Source organism: Agrobacterium tumefaciens, assembly GCF_013318015.2.
GTDB lineage: Bacteria > Pseudomonadota > Alphaproteobacteria > Rhizobiales > Rhizobiaceae > Agrobacterium > Agrobacterium tumefaciens.
On sequence record NZ_CP115841.1, the window covers coordinates 2,334,457 to 2,353,919 of the forward strand.

The following is a 19,463-nucleotide window of genomic DNA, read 5'->3' on the forward strand; positions in this document are numbered from 1 at the left end:
GCCATGACGTTCAAGGCTACAGTTCTGACGCTCTACCCGGAAATGTTTCCCGGGCATCTCGGATATTCGCTGGCGGGCAAGGCGCTGGAGCGCGAGCAATGGTCGCTTGAGGCCGTGCAGATCCGTGAATTCGCCACCGACAGGCACAGAAGCGTGGACGACACCCCGGCAGGCGGCGGCGCCGGCATGGTGCTGAAACCCGACATTCTGGCCGCAGCCATCGACCATGTTTCAGATGGAGATACGCGACCGCGTCTGCTGATGAGCCCGCGCGGCAGGCCACTGTCGCAGGACCGAGTGCGCGAACTGGCGGCAGGCGACGGCGCGATTATCGTGTGTGGCCGCTTCGAAGGCGTCGACCAGCGGGTCATAGAGGCGCGCGGGTTGGAGGAAGTGTCGATCGGCGATTACATTCTCTCCGGCGGCGAGCCCGCCGCCCTGACGCTTCTGGACGCCATTGTCCGCATTCTGCCGGGCGTCATGGGCAACGATCTCTCAGGCGTGCATGAAAGCTTCGAGGGTGGGCTTCTGGAGCATCCGCACTACACCCGTCCGCAGGTCTGGGAAGGCCGCGACATCCCAGCCGTTCTCACCTCTGGCAATCACGCCGTCATCGACAAATGGCGGCACGAGCAGGCGCTGGCGTTGACGAAGGAAAGACGGCCCGACCTGCTGGAAAAGGCCAAGGTTTAAACCGAGACGAAATAATAGGCCGTCAGCACCAGCCCGACGGCAATGACCAGCCAGCGGATGATCCACTGCGGCACCCGCCTTGCCGTGTGCACTCCCACATATCCGCCAAGCGCGGCCGCCGGGAACATGATGAGGGCGGCCCACCAGGAAACGACGCCGCCGCTGACGAAGATCGTAATGGCGATGATCGCGATCACCACCGAGAGCAGGTTCTTCAGGGCATTCAGATGATGATAGATGCCACCCGAGGTCATTCCGAGGATGGCCAGCATCATGATGCCCATGCCCGCCCCGAAAAAACCACCATAGATGGAGGCGAGCCCCTGAAAGAAGAGGCTCGGCACATTACCGGGTGAACGCTCGGCACTGGCCTTCGGTCGCAGCCACGGGCCAGCGGCGAAAACAACGGTTGCGGCCAGAAGCAACCACGGCACGAGCTGGCGGAAGGAGGGGTTGTCGAGCGACAGGAGCAAAAGCGACCCCGCCAGCCCGCCGACGATGGAGACGGCCGACAGAAGGATCGCCTCGCGCCAGTGGGCGCGGATTTCAGGCCCGTAGGCGATCACGGAGGTGATGTAACCGGGAAACTGCACGATCGCCGAAGTGGCATTGGCGACAATCGGCGGCAGGCCTGCAAGCGTCATCGCCCCGAAGGTCAAAAAGGTGCCGCCACCGGCGATCGCATTGACCACGCCAGATAGAAAGCCGGTCGCAAACAGCATCATGATAATAAGTACGGACATGGCCCCTCCCAAGGTTTCCATGCCATAACCGGGGAAACGCACCTTCGCAACAGCCCGTACGTCGCCCACAATTGATAAAATATTGTCATGAAGGGATGACAAATGGCGCTGCCTCGTGTATGTGCCCGCGTGGAATTGGGGTTTTCCCCTTTAACCGCAAGCAAAGAATGGCGAACCCGCTCCTGCCGCACGGCATGGTCTGAAGGCATTGACCGACAGACGAAACGTTGAGCGCTCTGGCTGTTTCAGAAGAAATCAGAGGTTAACATGACCAATATCATTCAGCAGCTGGAAGCCGAACAGGCTGCCAAGATCGAAGCAAAGCGCACCCTGCCTGAGTTTTCTCCGGGCGACACGCTGCGCGTCAACGTGCGCGTTACCGAAGGTAACCGTACCCGCGTTCAGGCTTACGAAGGCGTTTGCATCGCCCGTTCCGGCGGCGGCCTTTCCGAGAGCTTCACCGTTCGCAAGATCTCCTACGGCGAAGGCGTCGAGCGCGTATTCCCGATCTACTCCCCGCTGGTCGAAGGCGTTGAAATCGTTCGCCGTGGTAAGGTTCGCCGCGCGAAGCTCTACTACCTGCGCGATCGTCGCGGCAAGGCTGCCCGTATCGTTGAAAACACCGGTACGCGCGCCCGCAAGCTGAACGAATCCGAGCGCCAGGCAGTCGCCGAAGAAAAGGCACGTCTGGAAGCTGAAAAGGTAGCAGCAGCACAGGCTCTCGCCGCCGAAAAGGCAGCAGCCGAAGCAGCAGAAGCCAAGGCAGCAGAAGAAGCAGCAAAGGCTGCGGAAACTGCAGCGGAATAAGATTTCCATTTTGATGGATTTACGGAGAAGGCGGTCTTTGGACCGCCTTTTTTGTTGCATCGATGCGCCATAACACTCTGGTGGGCGACATAGCGTCACGTCCAGCCTTCGACCCCATCTCCGTATCGACAGATCAAGATCAAAGTCGTATTGCTACTTATCTCTTTGCCTAATTTATTTAGAACATTCTCTAATAGCATTGCCTAGTTTCACTTATTGTGCAATTTTCGCGCAGTTTTAGGTGTTGATATGTTTTTTTTTAATTCTTTTTTAACAAAAAATAAGCGCGCTTTCTTCGCTGTCGGCCTTGCCAGCGCACTCATGAATATTCTCAACCTTTCCGGCTCCCTTTTCATGCTGGAGGTTTATGACCGGATTCTGCCGAGCAAGAGTATTCCTTCTCTTGTCGCTCTCGTTGTTCTGCTGGTTATTCTCTATGCCTTTCTCGTCGGGTTCGATGCTCTGCGCGGCAGGATATTGGCTCGCATCTCGGACAATATGGACGACGAGCTCAATCAGAAGCTCTTCAGGGCATCAATCAGCGCACCACTTGCCGCCTACGGCAAGGTAGACGGGCTGCAGATCGTCGGCGATCTCGATCAGATACGTCAATTCCTGTCCGGGCCGGGACCAGCAGCTTTCTTTGATATTCCCTGGCTGCCCATCTATCTGCTGATCTGTTTTGCCTTGCATCCCTGGATCGGTTTTGCCGTGCTTGGCGGCGCCCTGGTCCTTGTCGTGCTGACGCTCATAACCAACTGGCTGACCGAAAGGGCGACCAAACAGGCCTACACCGTGCGCGGACAGAGAAATGCACTCGTCGGCAGCAGCCAGCGCAACATCGAGTCCATAAGAACCATGGGCATGATGAATGCGGTGACGTCGATGTGGGACGATCTGCACTCCAAGTATCGCGCCGTCACACTCTCGACGTCGGACACGGCGGGCATGCTCGCCGCAATTTCCCGAACATTCCGCCTTTTGTTACAGTCGGGTGTGATGGCAATCGGCGCCCTGCTGGTTATCGAGGGGCATGCGTCAGCGGGTAGCATCATCGCAGGCTCCATCCTCTCGGCCAAAGCGCTGGGCCCTGTCGAACACGCAATTGCAAACTGGCGCAGCTTCATGACTGCGAGACAGGGCTGGAAACGCATCAACGAGTTTCTTGAACTCGTACCGGAACCCGCACAGCCGCTTTCCCTGCCGCCACCGAAATATACCGTTGCCATCGATCGCGTGACCGGCGGTCCGCCCAATGGTGCGCGAGATACCGTGGCCGATATTTCCTTCACGTTGAACGCGGGCGATGGCCTTGGCATCATTGGGCCGAGCGCTTCCGGTAAATCCACGCTGGCACGTTTGATAACCGGTATCTGGCCCTATGAGCGCGGCTCCGTGCGCTTCGATGGGGCCGCACTGAACCAGTGGGATTTCGAGGTTCTCGGTAAATCCATCGGATACATGCCCCAGCAGGTGGAGCTGATGCCAGGCACGGTCGCACAAAATATCGCGCGCTTCGACCGTGACGCAACGGCGGAAGCCATCGTTTCGGCAGCCAAGGCCGCTCAGGTTCATGATCTCATCCTGAACCTGCCCAACGGTTACGACACCTATATCGGCGACCGTGGAGAGGCATTGTCAGGCGGGCAAAAACAGCGCATCGGCCTGGCGCGGGCACTTTTCGGTGAGCCCTTCTTTGTCATCCTCGATGAGCCGAACTCCAATCTGGACAGCGAAGGCGAGGCAGCCTTGCGCAACGCCATTGGCGACATAAGGGCGCGGGGCGGCATCGTGGTCGTCATTGCCCATCGTCCGAGCGCCATCGAAAGCGTCAATCTTGTGATGGTGATGAGCAACGGCCGCATGCTTCGCTTCGGCACCAAGGAAGAGGTGCTTGCGCAAATCCTGCGTCAAAATATTCGCCAGGTGCCGGAAACAGAAGAAGAAGTACGCAAGCTGGAAAGCCGGGTGGGTGAAAATGGTTGAGGGAGAAAAAACCGGCGTGACGAAAACATCTATCGTCAAACACTCAACCGCCGTAGTCGTTCTTGCTGCCGGCCTTCTTTTCGGCCTGGGTGGCTGGGCGGCTCTCGCGAAGCTTTCGGGGGCGGTCGTCGCCACGGGCCGGGTCGTTGTCGAAGGCAACTCCAAGAAAATTCAGCACCTTTCCGGCGGTATTGTCAGCCAGATCAATGTTGCGGAAGGTGACACGGTGGAGGCCGGTCAGGTTTTGCTGCGGCTGAGTGGCACGATCGTTCAGGCAAACCTGTCCATTGTCGAAAATACGCTCGCGCAGCTTTATGCACGCCGTGCGCGTCTGCGTGCCGAAATCTCCGACGCCACCTCTTTCACAACGCCGGAAGATCTGGCCGTCTTGACCAATTCGAAGGCTGCCAAAACATTCATCGACAGTGAGCAGAACCTTTTCAACAGCCGTCGCAGTGCACTGATTGGCATGAAGAAGCAATTGGTAACGCGCAAGGATCAGCTAGCCGATGAAGCGCGGGGCATGGACGTGCAGATTGAGGCAACCAACAATGAACTTGCTATCGTAAGGGAAGACGTCTCAAAGACACGGGAGCTATATGCCAAGGGGCTGGTAACGCTTCAGCGCCTCAACCTTCTCAAGCGCCAGCTTTCCAATCTCGAAGGTCAGCAGGGCCAGTATATGGCCGCGCGTGCGCAGACGGTAGGCAAGCTGAGCGAAATGGACTTGCAGTCGCTTCAGCTTGACGAGGACCGCAAGTCCGAGGTCACAAAAGATCTGACGTCTATCGAAGCCACCGTTGCGGAATACGAGGAACGGCTTGCGGCAACACGCGACCAGCTCGACCGCCTCGATATTCGCTCGCCGATTGCGGGGCGTATCTACCAGCTGTCGGTACACAACATAAACGGCGTCATCCAGCCGGGCGAAGTGCTTATGCTGGTGGTGCCGGCAAAGGAAGATCTTGCAATCGACGCCAATGTTCTTCCAAACGACATAGACCAGATCTATGTCGGGCAGCCAGTGACCATTCGCTTCACGGCTTTCAATCAGAGCACGACGCCGGATGTAAGCGCTGAAGTCGCAGTCGTCGCCCCGGACTTGCAGACAGATTCCCGAAGCGGGGCGTCATTTTACGCACTGCGCATCAAGCCGAGCAAAACTGGAATGGACCATATACCAGGTGGACGGTTGTATCCGGGCATGCCGGCCGAAGTCTTCATACAGACAAGCGAAAGAAGCGTTCTTTCCTATTTTGTCAAACCGTTCCAGGACAGGCTTAGAAAGACGTTCCTGCAGGAATAAAAGACTTTCATTACATGCTTTCTTAGAAACGATTCGCAAATACACCAAGAGCGAGAATTTTTCCAAAAAAAACAATTTCTCATATTGTCTTGCCATTTATAATGTACTAATTATCACCCGCAATATTTATTAAATTTAATTTCGATACATCGAATTCTCAAAAATTTATAGGAGAGTAAAATGGCGTTAAAAGTAACTTTTGGTAATGGCGGCGCGGCATCGGTTTCGTCGCTCACCAGCCTGATCGATCAGGAAGCATATAAGCTCCTCACGGAATCCACAGCACAGGTCAAAAACGGCTCTACGCTCGATTCGGGCGCTGTCAGCGTTGGCGCTGTGGCGGTTGCCGGTACCGGTGCTGGTGGCACTGTCGATGTCGGCTACGACCCCAACGCAAACGGCTTCACATTTGACGTATCCTCGGCATGGAATTCGGTGAAGAACGCTCTCGCCCAGTCTGACACCTCTGAAAACCTTAAGTTCAAGGATTTCGTACAGGTAGACGTTCACCTCGGCGGCACCGGTTCGTCCACCGTTGAAGTTCTCAATGCCAAGCGCGGTAACATCACGACCGGCGCAGGCAACGACACGGTTACCGTATCTGTCGTTTCGAACGAAAAGACCTGGGTCAACAATTTCAACATCGACACCGGCGCAGGCAACGACACGATCACCGTCAAGGCCGGCGCTGCCTTCAATGACACGTCGGCTGCGGGCACGGGCGGTCTTGCCGCCAATACCGGCGCTGTGAATGGTGGTGCTGGTATCACCGACGGCAGCTACACCTCCGTCAAGATCGATGCCGGTGCGGGTAACGACTCTATCGACCTGAGCGGTGTAAAGCTCGCTTCGTCGCTGGTCACCGGTGGCAAGGGCATCGACCACATCATCGCAAGCGGTGGCGCCGATACCTTCGTCTTCAATCTGGGTGACATGGCGAAGAGCTTTGCCACAGATACCATCGAAGGCTTCAACGCCTCCATGGACAAGCTCAAGCTGGTCGGTACAGTGATCGATAACTGGGCGGTTTCGACCTTTGATAACGATACCGTCCTCAGCTACAACGTTACTGGCGAGCACAAGGGTGAGAAGATCATTCTCTCCGGCGTTCACCTGACTGGCAGCGATTGGTTCACGGCGTAATTTCTCTCGAAGAGAATTTCATCGGTTACCGTTTAAATGTATCATGGCCCGGACATATCCGGGCCATGATTTTTTACATATGCGGCGGTTCGGAAATTATGCCGGCTGCCACTATCTTGCAGATCAGGCGGCCTCGGCCTGATTGCCCATTTTTCGCGCCGCGATGATGACGAGCACACCTGCCAGCGCAAGGCAGAAGGCAAGGAAGAACATCGGCGCAATCGTGCTGCCGGTCTGGTCCTTGATCCAAGGCACCACGTTCTGCGCCACGAAACCACCGAGATTGCCGACGGAATTAATGGCGGCGATGCCGGCAGCGGCACCGGCTCCCTTGAGGAAGCGGCCGGGCAGGCTCCAGAACACCGGCTGGCCAGCAAAAATGCCCGCAGCGGCGATGCAAAGGAAGGCGAACTGCAATACCGGATCGCTGAGCAGCGCCGACATCAGCAGGCAAAACGCGCCGACGAAGGCAGGGCCGACGATATAAGGCGTTTTGTTTTTTGCCTTGTCAGCCGCCAGGGGCACGACGAAGAGAGCGACGGCCACGATCACCCAGGGGATGATGTTGATGAAGCCATTGGCGGTGTTGGAAACGCCGAAGCTCTTTACGATCGTCGGCAGCCAGTAGCTGAGACCATAGGCCGCCAGCGGAAAGCCGACATAGCAAAGCGCCATGAACAGCACGCGCGGATTGATCAGCGCCTTGAAGCCGTCCTCCGCATGCTCTTCCATGCCCTTGTTTTCTTCGGCCAGGCGGTTCTTCAACCAGTCCTTCTCGGCCTGCGTCAGGAACTTCGCCTTTTCCGGCGTATCGTCCAGATAGAAGAAGGTAACGATACCGGCGATCACGGCGGGAATACCCGTCGCCAGGAACACCCATTCCCAGCCGGCATAACCGAGGAAACCATCGAGATCGAGCAGCATGCCGCCAAGCGGTGCGCCGATGGCATTGGCAAGCGCACTGAAGATCATGAACAAGCCGATCATGCGGCCGCGATAATCGCGCGGGAACCACAGCGTCATCAGGAACAGCACGCCCGGGAAGAAACCGGCCTCGCAAAGCCCGAGCAGGAAGCGCAGGATGTAGAACATCGTCGCATTCTGCGTGTAGGCAAGCGCGATGGTGACGGCACCCCAGGACACCAGAATGCGGGCGAACCATTTGCTGGCGCCGAAACGGTTGAGGAAAAGGTTGCTCGGAACCTCAAAGAGGAAATAGCCGATGAAGAACAGCGAAGCGCCAAGTCCGTAGGCATATTCGCTGAGGCTCAGCGCATCGACCATCTGCAGCTTGGCATAGCTGACATTCTGCCGGTCGATATAGGCGATGAGATAGAGAAGGCCAAGAAACGGCATCAGCCGCCAGGTGATCTTCGAGATTAGGGATTTTTCCGATACCATGTGCTTTTCCCTCCCTTCGATTGCTCGTCGAAATGCAAATGATAAGGGGACCCATCTATATGTGCGCCGCAAGATACGCAAGTTGCATTGCATCATAGCCAATGCCGAAAGGGCTGCGAAACCGGCATTTTAAAGCCCTGAGTGCATGATGCGGCGCACATCAAAGCCGCCGGGTCACCGTTTTACGGTCTGCGTGCATTCATATTGCCGCGAAACCGGCAATCTGCTATGAAGACCGCCATGGGATCTAAATTCGGATGTCTCGCGCAGAATGTTTATGTGCTGCAGGACCACAAGCGTCTGCCGGCACGGTTTTTTGCGCGCATTTCCGGGGCGCTCAACAGCCGACTTAGGCTCGCCTGACAGCACCCGCTGTCCACCGCCTTACTGAACCCTGATTTTACCTTCCATGACAAGGCATAGAGCCATGAGCGCACCCCGCACCTTATACGACAAGATCTGGGACGACCACGTCGTCAATCGTGACCCGGACGGAACCTGTCTTCTCTATATCGACCGTCACCTGGTCCATGAGGTGACCAGCCCGCAGGCCTTTGAAGGCCTGCGCATCGCCGGTCGTCCGGTCCATTCGCCCGCCCGCACTCTTGCCGTCGTCGATCATAACGTGCCAACCACAGCCGACCGGCTGGAAGGCATCAAGAACGAGGAAAGCCGTATCCAGGTGGAAGCGCTTGCGCAGAATGCCAAGGATTTCGGTGTCGAATATTATTCCGAGCGCGACAAGCGTCAGGGCATCGTCCACATCGTTGGCCCGGAACAGGGCTTCACCCTGCCGGGCATGACGATTGTTTGCGGCGACAGCCACACCTCCACCCATGGTGCTTTCGGCGCGCTGGCGCACGGCATCGGCACGTCGGAAGTGGAGCATGTGCTGGCGACCCAGACGCTGATCCAGAAAAAGGCCAAGAACATGCTGGTGCGTGTCGATGGCAAGGTTCCGGAAGGCGTCACCGCCAAGGACATCATCCTCGCCATTATCGGTGAGATCGGCACAGCAGGCGGCACCGGCCATGTGATTGAATTTGCCGGTGAGGCAATCCGCTCGCTCTCCATGGAAGGCCGCATGACGGTTTGCAACATGACCATCGAGGGCGGCGCCCGTGCAGGTCTGATCGCGCCTGATGAGACCACCTTCGACTACATCAAGGACAAGCCGCGCGCACCAAAGGGCGAGACGTTGGAACAGGCCATCGCCTACTGGAAAACGCTGAAATCCGATGAAGGCGCCCATTACGACAAGATCGTGGTGCTGGACGCCGCCAATCTGCCGCCGATCGTCTCCTGGGGCTCATCGCCTGAGGACGTGACGTCCGTCGAGGGTATCGTTCCCAATCCGGATGATATCGAGGAAGAAAACAAGCGTACTTCCAAGTGGCGTGCGCTGGATTATATGGGCTTGAAACCCGGTACACGCATCACCGATATCGCCATCGACCGCGTTTTCATCGGCTCCTGCACCAATGGCCGTATCGAGGATTTGCGCGCAGCGGCAAAGATCGTCGACGGCCGCAAGGTTGCGCCCACCGTCTCGGCCATGATCGTGCCCGGCTCCGGTCTCGTGAAGGAACAGGCGGAAAAGGAAGGTCTGGACAAGATTTTCCTCGAAGCTGGTTTCGAATGGCGCGAACCGGGCTGCTCCATGTGCCTTGCCATGAATGACGACCGCCTCAAGCCTGGCGAACGTTGCGCCTCCACCTCGAACCGCAACTTCGAGGGCCGCCAGGGCTATAAGAGCCGCACCCACCTCGTCTCCCCCGCCATGGCAGCGGCGGCGGCCATCGCCGGCCATTTCGTCGATGTTCGCGAGTGGCGGTAATTATCGATAACGTCTGAAGCGAAAAACCCCGGATCACAATCCGGGGTTTTTTGTTAGCATCTCATTCCGCAATGATCTTCACCCGCTGGCCGGGCTGAAGCGTGGCGGTGGCGCTCATCGCATTCATCATGCGGAACATGTCGAGCTTGCGGTCGGTCCCCATCATCCGTGCGGCAATCGTTGCCACGGTTTCACCGGGCTTGACCGTCACCACGCGCACGCGCAGAGGTTTCAACGATGCGATCTCCTGCGGCGTCATCTTGCGGAAACTCGTGCGCAATACGTTGGCGATGGAATCGAGCTGCGTGTTACCCTTCGGCACGGCCGTCAGGAAGCGGAATATCTGCTGACCGACACGGATGACGGTAACGTCAAAGTCCCATTTGTCCGCCGTCGCACGGGCTGTCGCAGCCTCCAGACCGTTGATCTGCGTTTCCTTCACGGTTTCCGGCATCAGGCCGGCAACCCAGCCGCTGGTCAGGTAATTGGCAAGAGTGGTCTGTTTCGGATCGGCCACGCCGTCGAAACGGATCGCCACATCGCCCGGACCCGTCGCAAGAACGGCCTCGACCTTGTTGTCGATGACGAAACCTTCCGGCACATCGAAACGGATACCGAGCGTTCCGTGCAGGAAGGTCTGGCCCCGGACATAACCCTCCTGCGGGCTGTCGCCGTAAAGCAGGCCGTCTATGCCATCCAGAAACCAGTCGCGACCCCGATCCCCGACCTGACCGTCCTGACCGAAGGCGCGGGCATGCCGGCGTGCAAGCTCGATGCGCTGCGGCGTGTTGGGGTGGCTGGAAAGAAAGTCGAGGCTCTGGTCATTTTCGGGATCAGCCGAGGAGAAACGCGCATAGGCTGCCATGGAATCCAGAAACCGCGGCGATGCGAAGGGGTCGTAGCCGGCCTCACCCAACATGCGCACACCAATCACGTCCGCTTGCAACTCCTGCTGGCGCGAAAAAGCCGCAAGCCGCAGCTTACCGCGCGCAAGCGCCTGCTTGCCGGCGAGATCGCTCGACAGAACCTCGGCGACCACACGGCTTGCAATCACCTCCGCCTCTTCCCGGCGCTGGCGCTCGATGCCGTGGTTTGCGGTAACGTGGCCCATCTCATGCGAAAGCACGGCGGCCACTTCCGATGCATCGTTGGCGAGTGCCAGAAGCCCGCGCGTCACGTAAAGATACCCCCCCGGCAGCGCAAAAGCGTTGATAGCAGGCGAGTTGAGGATGGTGATGCGATAGGATTGCTGCGGATTTTCCGAAACAGCCGTCAGCGCGCCGGCAATACGGGCGACAAGCCGCTCCGTCTTGGCATCACGATATTCGCCACCATAACTCGCCACAATACGCGGATGTTCGCGCGCGCCCATCTGCGCACGGGGATCATTCTTCTGCACCTCTTCCACGGTCTGCGGATTGTCCGAAGGCCGCAAGGTGGACTGGTAGGCCGGGCTGAAGAGAGACTGACACGATGACAGGAATACGGCAGACGCCGTCAGCACGGAACACACGGCAGCCATCCTGCCCGAACGGCGAAGGCCTGAACGGGAGAAAAGCCTCCACTGCGCAGTCATGCTATTTCTCATTCTCTATGCCTGCCCCTAACGTTCCTGATCATCCGTTAATTGCAGACCAGAATAACAGATTCGCCCCAACGAGCCATGAATGTCGAAACGGTAAAAACGATCCATCAAGTCCGGAATATTCCTGAAGAACGCAATAATTCTCGTCTTTTCTCGGGCAACGACTTGAAACTGGCAAGTGCAAATTAACGCCATTGAAGTTATCTAAAGCGATTGCCAGCGGCACGCGTCGAAAATAAGGCGATCAGCCGTTCAGAAAACTGTCGACCGCCTTCACATTTTGTGTGGCGAAGAAATCTATGGTCGAGCCCGCATAGACAACGCGGCCACGATCAAGAAAAACCACCCGCTGCGCCAGCTTTTTTATGTCGTCTGGATGGTGCGTGACAATAATCACCGTATTTTTTGTTTCAGCATGCAAGTCGAGAAGCAGGGAGGTCATGCCCGCCCGCAGCCCCGGATCTAGCGCCGCGAAAGGCTCGTCCAGCAGCATGACCGGTTTTTTCCGGACCAGCGCACGCGCCAGCGCCGCCCTTTGCCTTTCCCCGCCGGAAAGCGTGCCCGGCAAACGTTTGTCAAAACCCGCAAGACCAACGCGTGTGAGCGCCATGTCGATCCTCTGCCTGTCTTCCGCCCGCAGCTTCAGCCCGGGGCTGATGCCGAGCGCGACATTGGTGAAGATATCGAGATGGGCGAAAAGATTATTATCCTGGAAGATCGAGGAGACCGGTCGTTCGGAAGGATCGAGCGCCTTCATGTCCCGCCCGCCGATCAGCACGCGCCCGGAATCGGGCAATTCAAAACCGGCGATGAGATTGAGGAGCGTCGACTTGCCAGAACCGGAGGCACCGACAACGGCGGTCATCTGGCCTTGCGGGAATATACAATCGAGATCGAAATCCTGCGTTCCGAGCCGCAGCCTGACCTTGTCCAGCCCCACGGCAAATTCGTCACCCGTCATATGCTCGCCCTTGCTGATTGGGATTGCCGTGAAACGCCGCCCGCGGCAAGCAGCAGGCAGACGACGCCAAGGATGAACGCGTATCCAGCGGCATCATTGGTGCGGTAGCTGCCCATATTGCTATAGACCAGCCATGGCAACGTGACGAAATTTTCCGACCCGAACAGGGCAACCGCCCCAAGATCACCGAGCGACAGGGCCATGGCAAAGGAAAACGCCATCAGAAGCGGCCGCAGCAGTACCGGCAGATCGGCGAACCGCAGCCGCGTCAGTCCCTGAAGCCCAAGGCTGGCGGAGAGCCGGGACGTGCGTAAAAAATGGCTGGTGAAGGCTGGCTCCAGCACCCGCATGGCAAGCGGCAACGCCATCAGCATGTTGATGAGTGCCACGAGAACGGGAGCATAAAAACTGACATCTCCAAAGGGCCGCAGCAACAGGAACCACCCGCTTCCCAGCACGACGGGCGGCACCAGCAGCACTAGCGATGACCCCGCCCCGAGCGTGGCGGACAAAAGGCGCAAGGGCTGAGCCGCGTGCCGTCTGGAACCCACGGCCTGTCGCGCACCGATAATCGCAAAGCAGCAGAGCACGACGAGAGTTGCGGAGAGCGCAGCGATTGCAAGGCTGGTCGCCGCCGCACGCAGGAAGATCGGCGCTGACAAAAGACGCGGCAGATCGGCCCCCAAACCCGAGACGGTTATGGCAACAAGCGGCAGGCCGACCAGCAGAACCGCAAAAATGATTGCCGCTCCGTCCCACAGGCGCGCGCCAACACGCTTGCCGTCGAAACGACGAACAGGGCGGCCAAGTGAAGCAATTTCCGCCTCGGGCGATGGCAAAAAGGCAAGAAGGCCGAGCAGAACTGCTGTGACTGCAATCTGCAAAACCGAAAGCGCGATTGCCCGTTGCGGATCGAAATCAAACCGCAGCGCCTGATAGATTGCGACCTCAAGTGTCGTCGCCGCCGGTCCACCGCCCAGCAGAAGCACTAGCGTGAAGCTGGTGGCGCACAGCATGAAGACAAGCCCGGCAATACCGGGAACAAGCCGCGAGACGGCCGGCCACTCGATGAAGCGGAAAACCGAAACCGGCCCCATGCCAAGACTTGCTGCCATCCGCCAATATTCGCCCGGAATCCGCTCCAGCCCGGCCAGCATCAGCCGCACCGCAAGCGGCAGATTGAAAAACACATGGGCGATGAGAATGCCGGAAAGGCCGTAAATACTGAAGGGCTGCTCCGCACCGGCAAAAACAAGGGCAGTATTCAAAACACCCTGCCTGCCCCAGATCGTGATAATGCCGAAGGCGCCGACGATGACCGGCAGCCCCATCGGCACAGCCATCAACCTGATAATCCAAATCCGCCCCGGAAAATCCTGTCTGCGGGAGAGCGCAAGCGCCACCGGCAGGCCGAGAACAATGGAAAGAACAGTGGACAACGTTGCCTGATAGAGCGTGAAGCGCAGGATGCGCAGCGTGTAGGCATCCACGATTCCGGCGGCGGATGTGCCGGCATCGAAAGACAGGAGTGCTGATACAGCAAGCGCCATGAACAGGAAAACGGCGGCAAACGCCGCCGTTCCGCCAATGATCGACCATCTGTAGTCGCGACGCAGCATCATGCGCGGGCGTGCCTCTTGCTCAGTTCATGCTCATGGCCGCAAGCCATTCGTCGATCCAGGCCTTGCGGTTCTTCGCCACCTCTTCCGGGTCCATCAGGAAGGTCTTCTGCGGTACGACGAGTTTGGAAAATGCCTCGGGCAGGGGCGTGGACGTTGCCGCGACCGGCATCATCCAGTTGTTTTCCGGAATGGCATCCTGAAATCCTGATGTGAGCGTGAAAGCGAGGAACTGCTTCGCCAGTTCCTTGTGCGGCGCGTTTTTGAGAAGGCCGGAAACCTCGATCTGGATGTAGTGCCCCTCGGAAAAAGCCGCGGCCTGATAGCGATCCGTCTTTTCCGAGACCATGTGATAGGCAGGCGACGTGGTGTAGGAGAGCACCATCGGCACCTCACCCTTGGTGAAAAGGCCAAAGGATTCCGACCAGCCCGGCGTGACGGTGAGAATGCGCTTCCGGAGCTTCGCCCAGGCTTCCGGTGCCTTGTCGCCGTAAACGGACTTCACCCAGAGCAGCAGGCCAAGCCCCGGCGTGGAGGTGCGCGGGTCCTGAATGGCGATTTTCTGTGAAGGATCGCCGTCCACCAGATCCTTCAGGCTCGTCGGCGGATTTTTTATCGTCTGCGTGTCATAGACAACGGCGAAATGACCGTAGTCGTAAGGGACGAAAACGTCGTCCTTGTAACCGCCCGGCACCTTGGCCACCGATGCATCGATACCGCTGATATCGAAGAGGCCGGTCTGTTTCGCTTCCGCGACCAGATTGGTGTCGAGACCAACAGCGACATCCGCCTTCGACGCCGCCCCTTCAAGCTTCAGGCGGTTGAGCAGCGCCACGCCATCCGCTACACCGACGAAATTGACCGTGCAATTGCACACCTTCTCGAAGGCCTCTTTCACCTTGGGGCCGGGACCCCATTCGGAAACGAAGCTTTCATAGGTGTAGACGGTCAGTTCCTGTCTGTCCTGAGCAGTGGCAAGACCGGGCAGAAACAACGAAACGGCAACGAGGGAATTCAGGAAAAGACGACGGCGCACGGGTATCTCCTCAAAAAACGAAAAGGGAAATAGCCGCTTGCCTTAAGCCGTCTAATCCCTCCGCCGGTATGAACCGGATCAGGTTCTTCGGGTTGGCAAGCCTCTCAGCCTTTTGCACGCAAGCACAAAAGACACCCCGTTAGATCAAGATGATGATGTAGTCCCGCTGTCTCTGATTGGCAAGATGGCTGCCGTCAGGCCTGCTGCACCATGTGCACCAGTTCCCAGACATGGCCGTCGGGATCCTGAAAACTACCGGCATACATGAAACCGTGATCCTGAACCGGTTTCCAGCTGCTGCCACCCGAGGCGAGCGCCGTTTCGATCATCCGGTCGATTTCCTCACGGCTTCCCGCTGTGAGACAGGTCAGGACCTCGGTGCTGCGTGTGGCGTCGGCGATATCGCCATTGATGAAATCACGAAAACGCTCCTCCTGAAGAAGCATCACGAAAATGTTCTCCTCAACGATCATGCAGAGCGTGCGGTCATCCGAATATTCCGGATTGAAGGTGAAACCGAGAGCCGTGAAGAAGCTTCTCGATGTCTCGATATTCTTGACCGGCAGATTGACGAAGATCATGCGCATTTTCTGAACTCCTCCGAACCCGCACAGGAAACGGCAATTCCGGCTCCCTGTCAAAGGTGGATGAGACCTCAGTCAAGAAATCGCGACCAAGTCACCCTTCAATTTCCTCGCGCAGCATCTCCAGCTCCAGCCATTCCTCTTCCATGGCTTCGAGCTTTTCGCGCAGCTTCGTCATTTCCTGCGCCAGCGTATTGAAGGTAGCCGGGTCCTTGGTGAACAGATTGGGATCGGCCATGCGCTGCTCACGCTTGGCGATTTCGCCCTGCGCCTTCTCCATCTCCTTTGGAAGGTTTTCGAGCGCAAATTTTTGCTTGAAAGAAAGCTTGCCCTTGGCCTTTGAAGCGTCCTGCGACGCGGAGGCGGAAGGGGCGGTCTTTGCCTTTTCCTGCTTCTCCGCCTTGCGCTTTTCTTCCGCAGCACCCTTGCGTTGCGCCATCATGTCCGAATAGCCGCCGGCATATTCGATCCAGCGTCCGTCCGGCTGGTCCGGATTGGCGGGCGCGATTGTGGAGGTGACGGTACGGTCGAGGAAGTCGCGGTCGTGGCTGACGAGAATGACCGTGCCGGAAAAGCCCGCAACGATTTCCTGCAACAGATCGAGTGTTTCGATATCGAGATCGTTGGTCGGCTCGTCAAGGATCAGCAGGTTGGTAGGCCGCGCCAGAATGCGCGCAAGAATAAGACGGGCGCGCTCACCACCGGAGAGGTTGCGGATGGGCGTGCGGGCCTGTTCCGGCTGGAACAGGAAGTCCTTCATGTAACCCGTCACATGTTTCAACTCGCCATTGACCAGCAAATTGTCGCCGCGACCGTCGGTGAGGTAATGAGCGAGCGTATCGTTTGGATTGAGATCTTCACGCTTCTGATCAAGCGTCGCGATTTCCAGATTGGTGCCGAGCTTTACCGTGCCGCTATCGGGCTGAAGCTGGCCGGTCAGCATCTTCAAAAGCGTTGTCTTGCCGGCACCGTTCGGCCCGACGAGACCGATGCAATCACCGCGATGCACCCGCAGCGAAAACGGCGCGATGATCACGCGCTCGCCGTAAGACTTAGTGATTGCGTCTGCCTCGATGACCAGTTTGCCGGATTCCCGCACCTCCGCAGCCGTCGCCTGCACGCTGCCCTGCGGTCCCTTGTGGCCGCGATAGTCCGCACGCATTGCCTGAAGCTCGCCCACGCGGCGCATGTTGCGCTTGCGTCTCGCGGTCACGCCGTAACGCATCCAGTGTTCTTCACGCTCGATGGCCTTGCCGAGCTTGTGCTGCTCCAGCTCTTCCTCTTCCAGCACCTTGTCGCGCCATTCCTCGAAATGCGCAAAACCGCGATTGAGACGACGGGACTGGCCGCGATCCAGCCACACGGTCGAGGTCGAAACCTTCTCCAGAAAACGCCTGTCGTGCGAGATCAGCACCAGCGCGCTACGCGTCTGCTGCAACTCGCCTTCAAGCCATTCGATTGTGGGCAGGTCCAGATGGTTGGTCGGCTCGTCCAGCATCAGAATATCGGGTTCAGGGGCCATGACGCGGGCAAGGGCCGCACGCCGCGCTTCGCCGCCGGACAGGCTATCCGGATGTTCCTGTCCCGTCAGGCCCAGATGCTCGAGAATATAGGTAACGCGATAGGGATCGTCGCCAGGTCCCAGCCCCGCCTCGGCATAGGCCTGCACGGTGTCGTAACCGGCAAAATCCGGCGCCTGTTCCAGATAACGGATGGTGGCGGAGGGGTGACGGAAAACCTCGCCCGACTGCGCCTCGACCAGACCGGCGGCGATCTTCATCAGGGTCGACTTGCCCGAACCGTTGCGTCCGACAAGGCAGATGCGGTCGCCCGGCTCCACCTGAAGATTGGCGCCGTCGAGCAGCGGGGTCACGCCGAAGGTCAGCTTGATGTCATCGAGTTTCAAAATTGGGGGTGCCAAGGCGTCAGGCTCCGGTCAGATCATAAGGGCGGGCGAGCACGATGGCTTTTCCGCTTTTCAGCGAGAAATGCACGGGGCCGCCATTCGCGACATTGGAAATAGTGCGGGAAGAGCCGAAAGCAAGCGGGAAATCCTTGATAGGATAACGCACATTGCCGATATCGAGCCCCACAAGGTCGGTAAACCCGGCAACGGAAAACAGCGCACCGGGAGGCAGATCAAGGTCGAACGACCCCGCCAGCAGCGGGCGGGCCTCCTCTTCGCCGGAGGTCAGCGTAACGTTGAGACCACGCTCAGTAAGCGCCACCGCGTAAAGGAGGTGCTGAAGTGCGTGGTCGCTTCTCGCTCCACCAAGCGCACCGGCAAGCACCAGAGAACGCGCGCCGCGGGCAAGTGCCTCCGACACCGCAATTTCGCCATCGGTCACAGCCTTTGCAGCGGGATAGGGCTGTCGCACCACATCGGGCCAGGCGTCCAGCAGGTCCTTGTCGGTGGAATCGAAATCCCCCACCCAAAGCTCGGGTGTGAGCCCGAGCGGTGCGGCATGGCGCATGCCGCCATCGGCCGCAATCACACGGCTACCCTCAACCGCCGCTTTGAGGCGGTCGGTAACGGTGACATCGCCGCCAAGCAGAATGGTGAAGCGTTCTCTATCCATGCCCTGCCTTATCGCACCTCAGGCAAAAATGGAAAGGCAGAAACCCGATGAAATCAGCCGATATTGATTTTCGTCGGCTTCGGGATTATGAAACGCCTCAGTGGTGATTTGCCGACCGGCTTGCAGCCACTTTAAAGAAGTCGCTAAAGGGTCGAGGAAAAGGGTAATTTCCTGGGACCGGCTGCGATTTCGCTGCCGGTTTTTTTGTTTTCGCAACGTTCTTTACGTCATCCGAAAAGAGAGTTCGACATGCCGATCAAGATTCCCGATACCCTTCCCGCCTTCGACACCCTCGTTCATGAGGGCGTGCGGGTCATGACAGAAACGGCGGCCATCCGGCAGGATATCCGCCCGCTCCAGATCGGGCTTCTCAACCTCATGCCGAACAAGATCAAGACGGAAGTGCAGATGGCGCGCCTCGTCGGCGCATCGCCGCTGCAGGTGGAGTTTTCGCTGATCCGCATTGGCGGCCATCGTGCCAAGAATACGCCGGAAGAGCACCTTCTGTCCTTCTATGAGACATGGGAGGAAGTGCGCCACCGCAAGTTCGACGGTTTCATCATCACAGGCGCGCCCATCGAGATGCTTGACTATGAAGACGTGACCTACTGGAACGAGATGCAAAAGATTTTCGACTGGACGCAAACCAACGTCCATTCGACGCTGAACGTCTGCTGGGGCGCAATGGCCGCCATCTACCATTTCCATGGTGTGCCGAAATACGAACTGAAGGAAAAGGCTTTCGGTGTCTATCGTCACCGCAATCTCTGCCCCTCGTCGATATATCTCAACGGTTTTTCCGACGACTTTCAGGTTCCGGTCTCACGCTGGACGGAAGTGCGCCGCGCCGACATCGAAAAACACCCGGAACTCGAAATCCTGATGGAGTCAGAGGAAATGGGCGTATGTCTGGTGCATGAAAAAGAGGGCAACCGCCTCTATATGTTCAACCACGTCGAATATGATTCAACCTCGCTTTCGGATGAATATTTCCGCGATGTGAACTCGGGCGTCCCAATCAAGCTGCCGCATGATTATTTTCCGCACAATGATCCGGAGCTTGCCCCGCTCAACCGCTGGCGCAGCCATGCCCATCTGTTTTTCGGCAACTGGATCAACGAGATATATCAGACGACGCCTTATGACCTCGAAGCAATCGGCAAACTAGCGGCGTAAATTGCGG

The 19,463-nt window shown here is 58.0% G+C and carries 16 protein-coding genes and 2 riboswitches; of the genes, 7 read left to right on the forward strand and 9 right to left on the reverse strand.

Translation table 11 applies throughout. From position 1 onward, the window contains the following. Positions 1-3: 3 nt before the first annotated feature. Positions 4-693, forward strand: a complete 690-nt coding sequence (gene trmD / locus G6L97_RS11485; protein WP_013636925.1) for a tRNA (guanosine(37)-N1)-methyltransferase TrmD — start codon at positions 4-6, stop codon at positions 691-693. Here trmD and G6L97_RS11490 read toward each other — a convergent pair. Further along, positions 690-1,436: a sulfite exporter TauE/SafE family protein gene (locus G6L97_RS11490; RefSeq protein WP_174002924.1), complete on the reverse strand. Its 747-nt coding sequence runs from the start codon at positions 1,434-1,436 to the stop codon at positions 690-692. The genes trmD and G6L97_RS11490 overlap by 4 nt on opposite strands. A gap of 267 nt (positions 1,437-1,703) precedes the next feature. On the opposite strand from G6L97_RS11490, the gene rplS reads away from it, so the two are divergent. The 4 genes from rplS (at position 1,704) to G6L97_RS11510 (ending at position 6,678) form a co-directional block, all read left to right on the forward strand. Continuing rightward, positions 1,704-2,243 carry a 50S ribosomal protein L19 gene (gene rplS / locus G6L97_RS11495; RefSeq protein WP_003492508.1) on the forward strand — a complete coding sequence of 180 codons (540 nt, stop codon included), beginning with the start codon at positions 1,704-1,706 and terminating at the stop codon, positions 2,241-2,243. Positions 2,244-2,492: 249 nt separating this feature from the next. Continuing rightward, a complete protein-coding gene (locus tag G6L97_RS11500; protein ID WP_065659954.1) occupies positions 2,493-4,229 on the forward strand; it encodes a type I secretion system permease/ATPase in 1,737 nt (578 codons plus the stop codon). After that, complete coding sequence (locus tag G6L97_RS11505) at positions 4,222-5,535, forward strand: HlyD family type I secretion periplasmic adaptor subunit (RefSeq protein ID WP_019566021.1); 1,314 nt, start codon at positions 4,222-4,224, stop codon at positions 5,533-5,535. The genes G6L97_RS11500 and G6L97_RS11505 overlap by 8 nt, the downstream gene beginning before the upstream one ends. A 180-nt stretch (positions 5,536-5,715) precedes the next feature. Beyond that, positions 5,716-6,678 (forward strand): hypothetical protein, encoded by a 963-nt coding sequence (locus G6L97_RS11510; RefSeq protein WP_025594592.1) that lies wholly within the window; start codon positions 5,716-5,718, stop codon positions 6,676-6,678. Positions 6,679-6,801: 123 nt separating this feature from the next. Here G6L97_RS11510 and G6L97_RS11515 read toward each other — a convergent pair whose 3' ends face one another. Continuing rightward, complete coding sequence (locus tag G6L97_RS11515) at positions 6,802-8,079, reverse strand: MFS transporter (RefSeq protein WP_003516599.1); 1,278 nt, start codon at positions 8,077-8,079, stop codon at positions 6,802-6,804. A 427-nt stretch (positions 8,080-8,506) separates the two neighbouring features. On the opposite strand from G6L97_RS11515, the gene leuC reads away from it, so the two are divergent. After that, a complete protein-coding gene (gene leuC, locus G6L97_RS11520) occupies positions 8,507-9,916 on the forward strand; it encodes a 3-isopropylmalate dehydratase large subunit (RefSeq protein WP_111782565.1) in 1,410 nt (469 codons plus the stop codon). 61 nt (positions 9,917-9,977) lie between these two features. Here the strand turns inward: leuC and G6L97_RS11525 are convergent, their stop codons facing one another. The 7 genes from G6L97_RS11525 to G6L97_RS11555 form a co-directional block, all read right to left on the reverse strand. Further along, positions 9,978-11,438, reverse strand: a complete 1,461-nt coding sequence (locus tag G6L97_RS11525) for a M48 family metalloprotease (protein WP_025594597.1) — start codon at positions 11,436-11,438, stop codon at positions 9,978-9,980. A 307-nt stretch (positions 11,439-11,745) separates the two neighbouring features. Then, a complete protein-coding gene (locus tag G6L97_RS11530) occupies positions 11,746-12,462 on the reverse strand; it encodes a thiamine ABC transporter ATP-binding protein (RefSeq protein WP_111782564.1) in 717 nt (238 codons plus the stop codon). After that, positions 12,459-14,084 carry a thiamine/thiamine pyrophosphate ABC transporter permease ThiP gene (thiP, locus tag G6L97_RS11535; RefSeq protein WP_111782563.1) on the reverse strand — a complete coding sequence of 542 codons (1,626 nt, stop codon included), beginning with the start codon at positions 14,082-14,084 and terminating at the stop codon, positions 12,459-12,461. Before thiP ends, G6L97_RS11530 begins: the two co-directional genes overlap by 4 nt. 19 nt (positions 14,085-14,103) lie before the next feature. Continuing rightward, positions 14,104-15,117 (reverse strand): thiamine ABC transporter substrate binding subunit, encoded by a 1,014-nt coding sequence (thiB, locus tag G6L97_RS11540; protein ID WP_174002925.1) that lies wholly within the window; start codon positions 15,115-15,117, stop codon positions 14,104-14,106. Between the two features lie 38 nt (positions 15,118-15,155). After that, positions 15,156-15,266: riboswitch (TPP riboswitch) on the reverse strand. 45 nt (positions 15,267-15,311) lie between these two features. Continuing rightward, entirely contained in the window at positions 15,312-15,704 is a 393-nt protein-coding gene (locus tag G6L97_RS11545) for a VOC family protein (protein ID WP_003516574.1), read from the reverse strand. Positions 15,705-15,795: 91 nt separating this feature from the next. After that, complete coding sequence (locus tag G6L97_RS11550; RefSeq protein WP_111782561.1) at positions 15,796-17,622, reverse strand: ABC-F family ATP-binding cassette domain-containing protein; 1,827 nt, start codon at positions 17,620-17,622, stop codon at positions 15,796-15,798. Between the two features lie 4 nt (positions 17,623-17,626). Beyond that, positions 17,627-18,280, reverse strand: coding sequence for a thiamine diphosphokinase (locus tag G6L97_RS11555; RefSeq protein WP_111782560.1), 654 nt, complete (start codon positions 18,278-18,280; stop codon positions 17,627-17,629). Between the two features lie 90 nt (positions 18,281-18,370). Then, positions 18,371-18,447: riboswitch (SAM riboswitch) on the forward strand. A gap of 82 nt (positions 18,448-18,529) precedes the next feature. Between G6L97_RS11555 and metA the strand changes: the two genes are divergently transcribed. Next, entirely contained in the window at positions 18,530-19,456 is a 927-nt protein-coding gene (gene metA, locus G6L97_RS11560) for a homoserine O-acetyltransferase MetA (protein ID WP_003516567.1), read from the forward strand. The last annotated feature ends 7 nt before the right edge of the window (positions 19,457-19,463 follow it).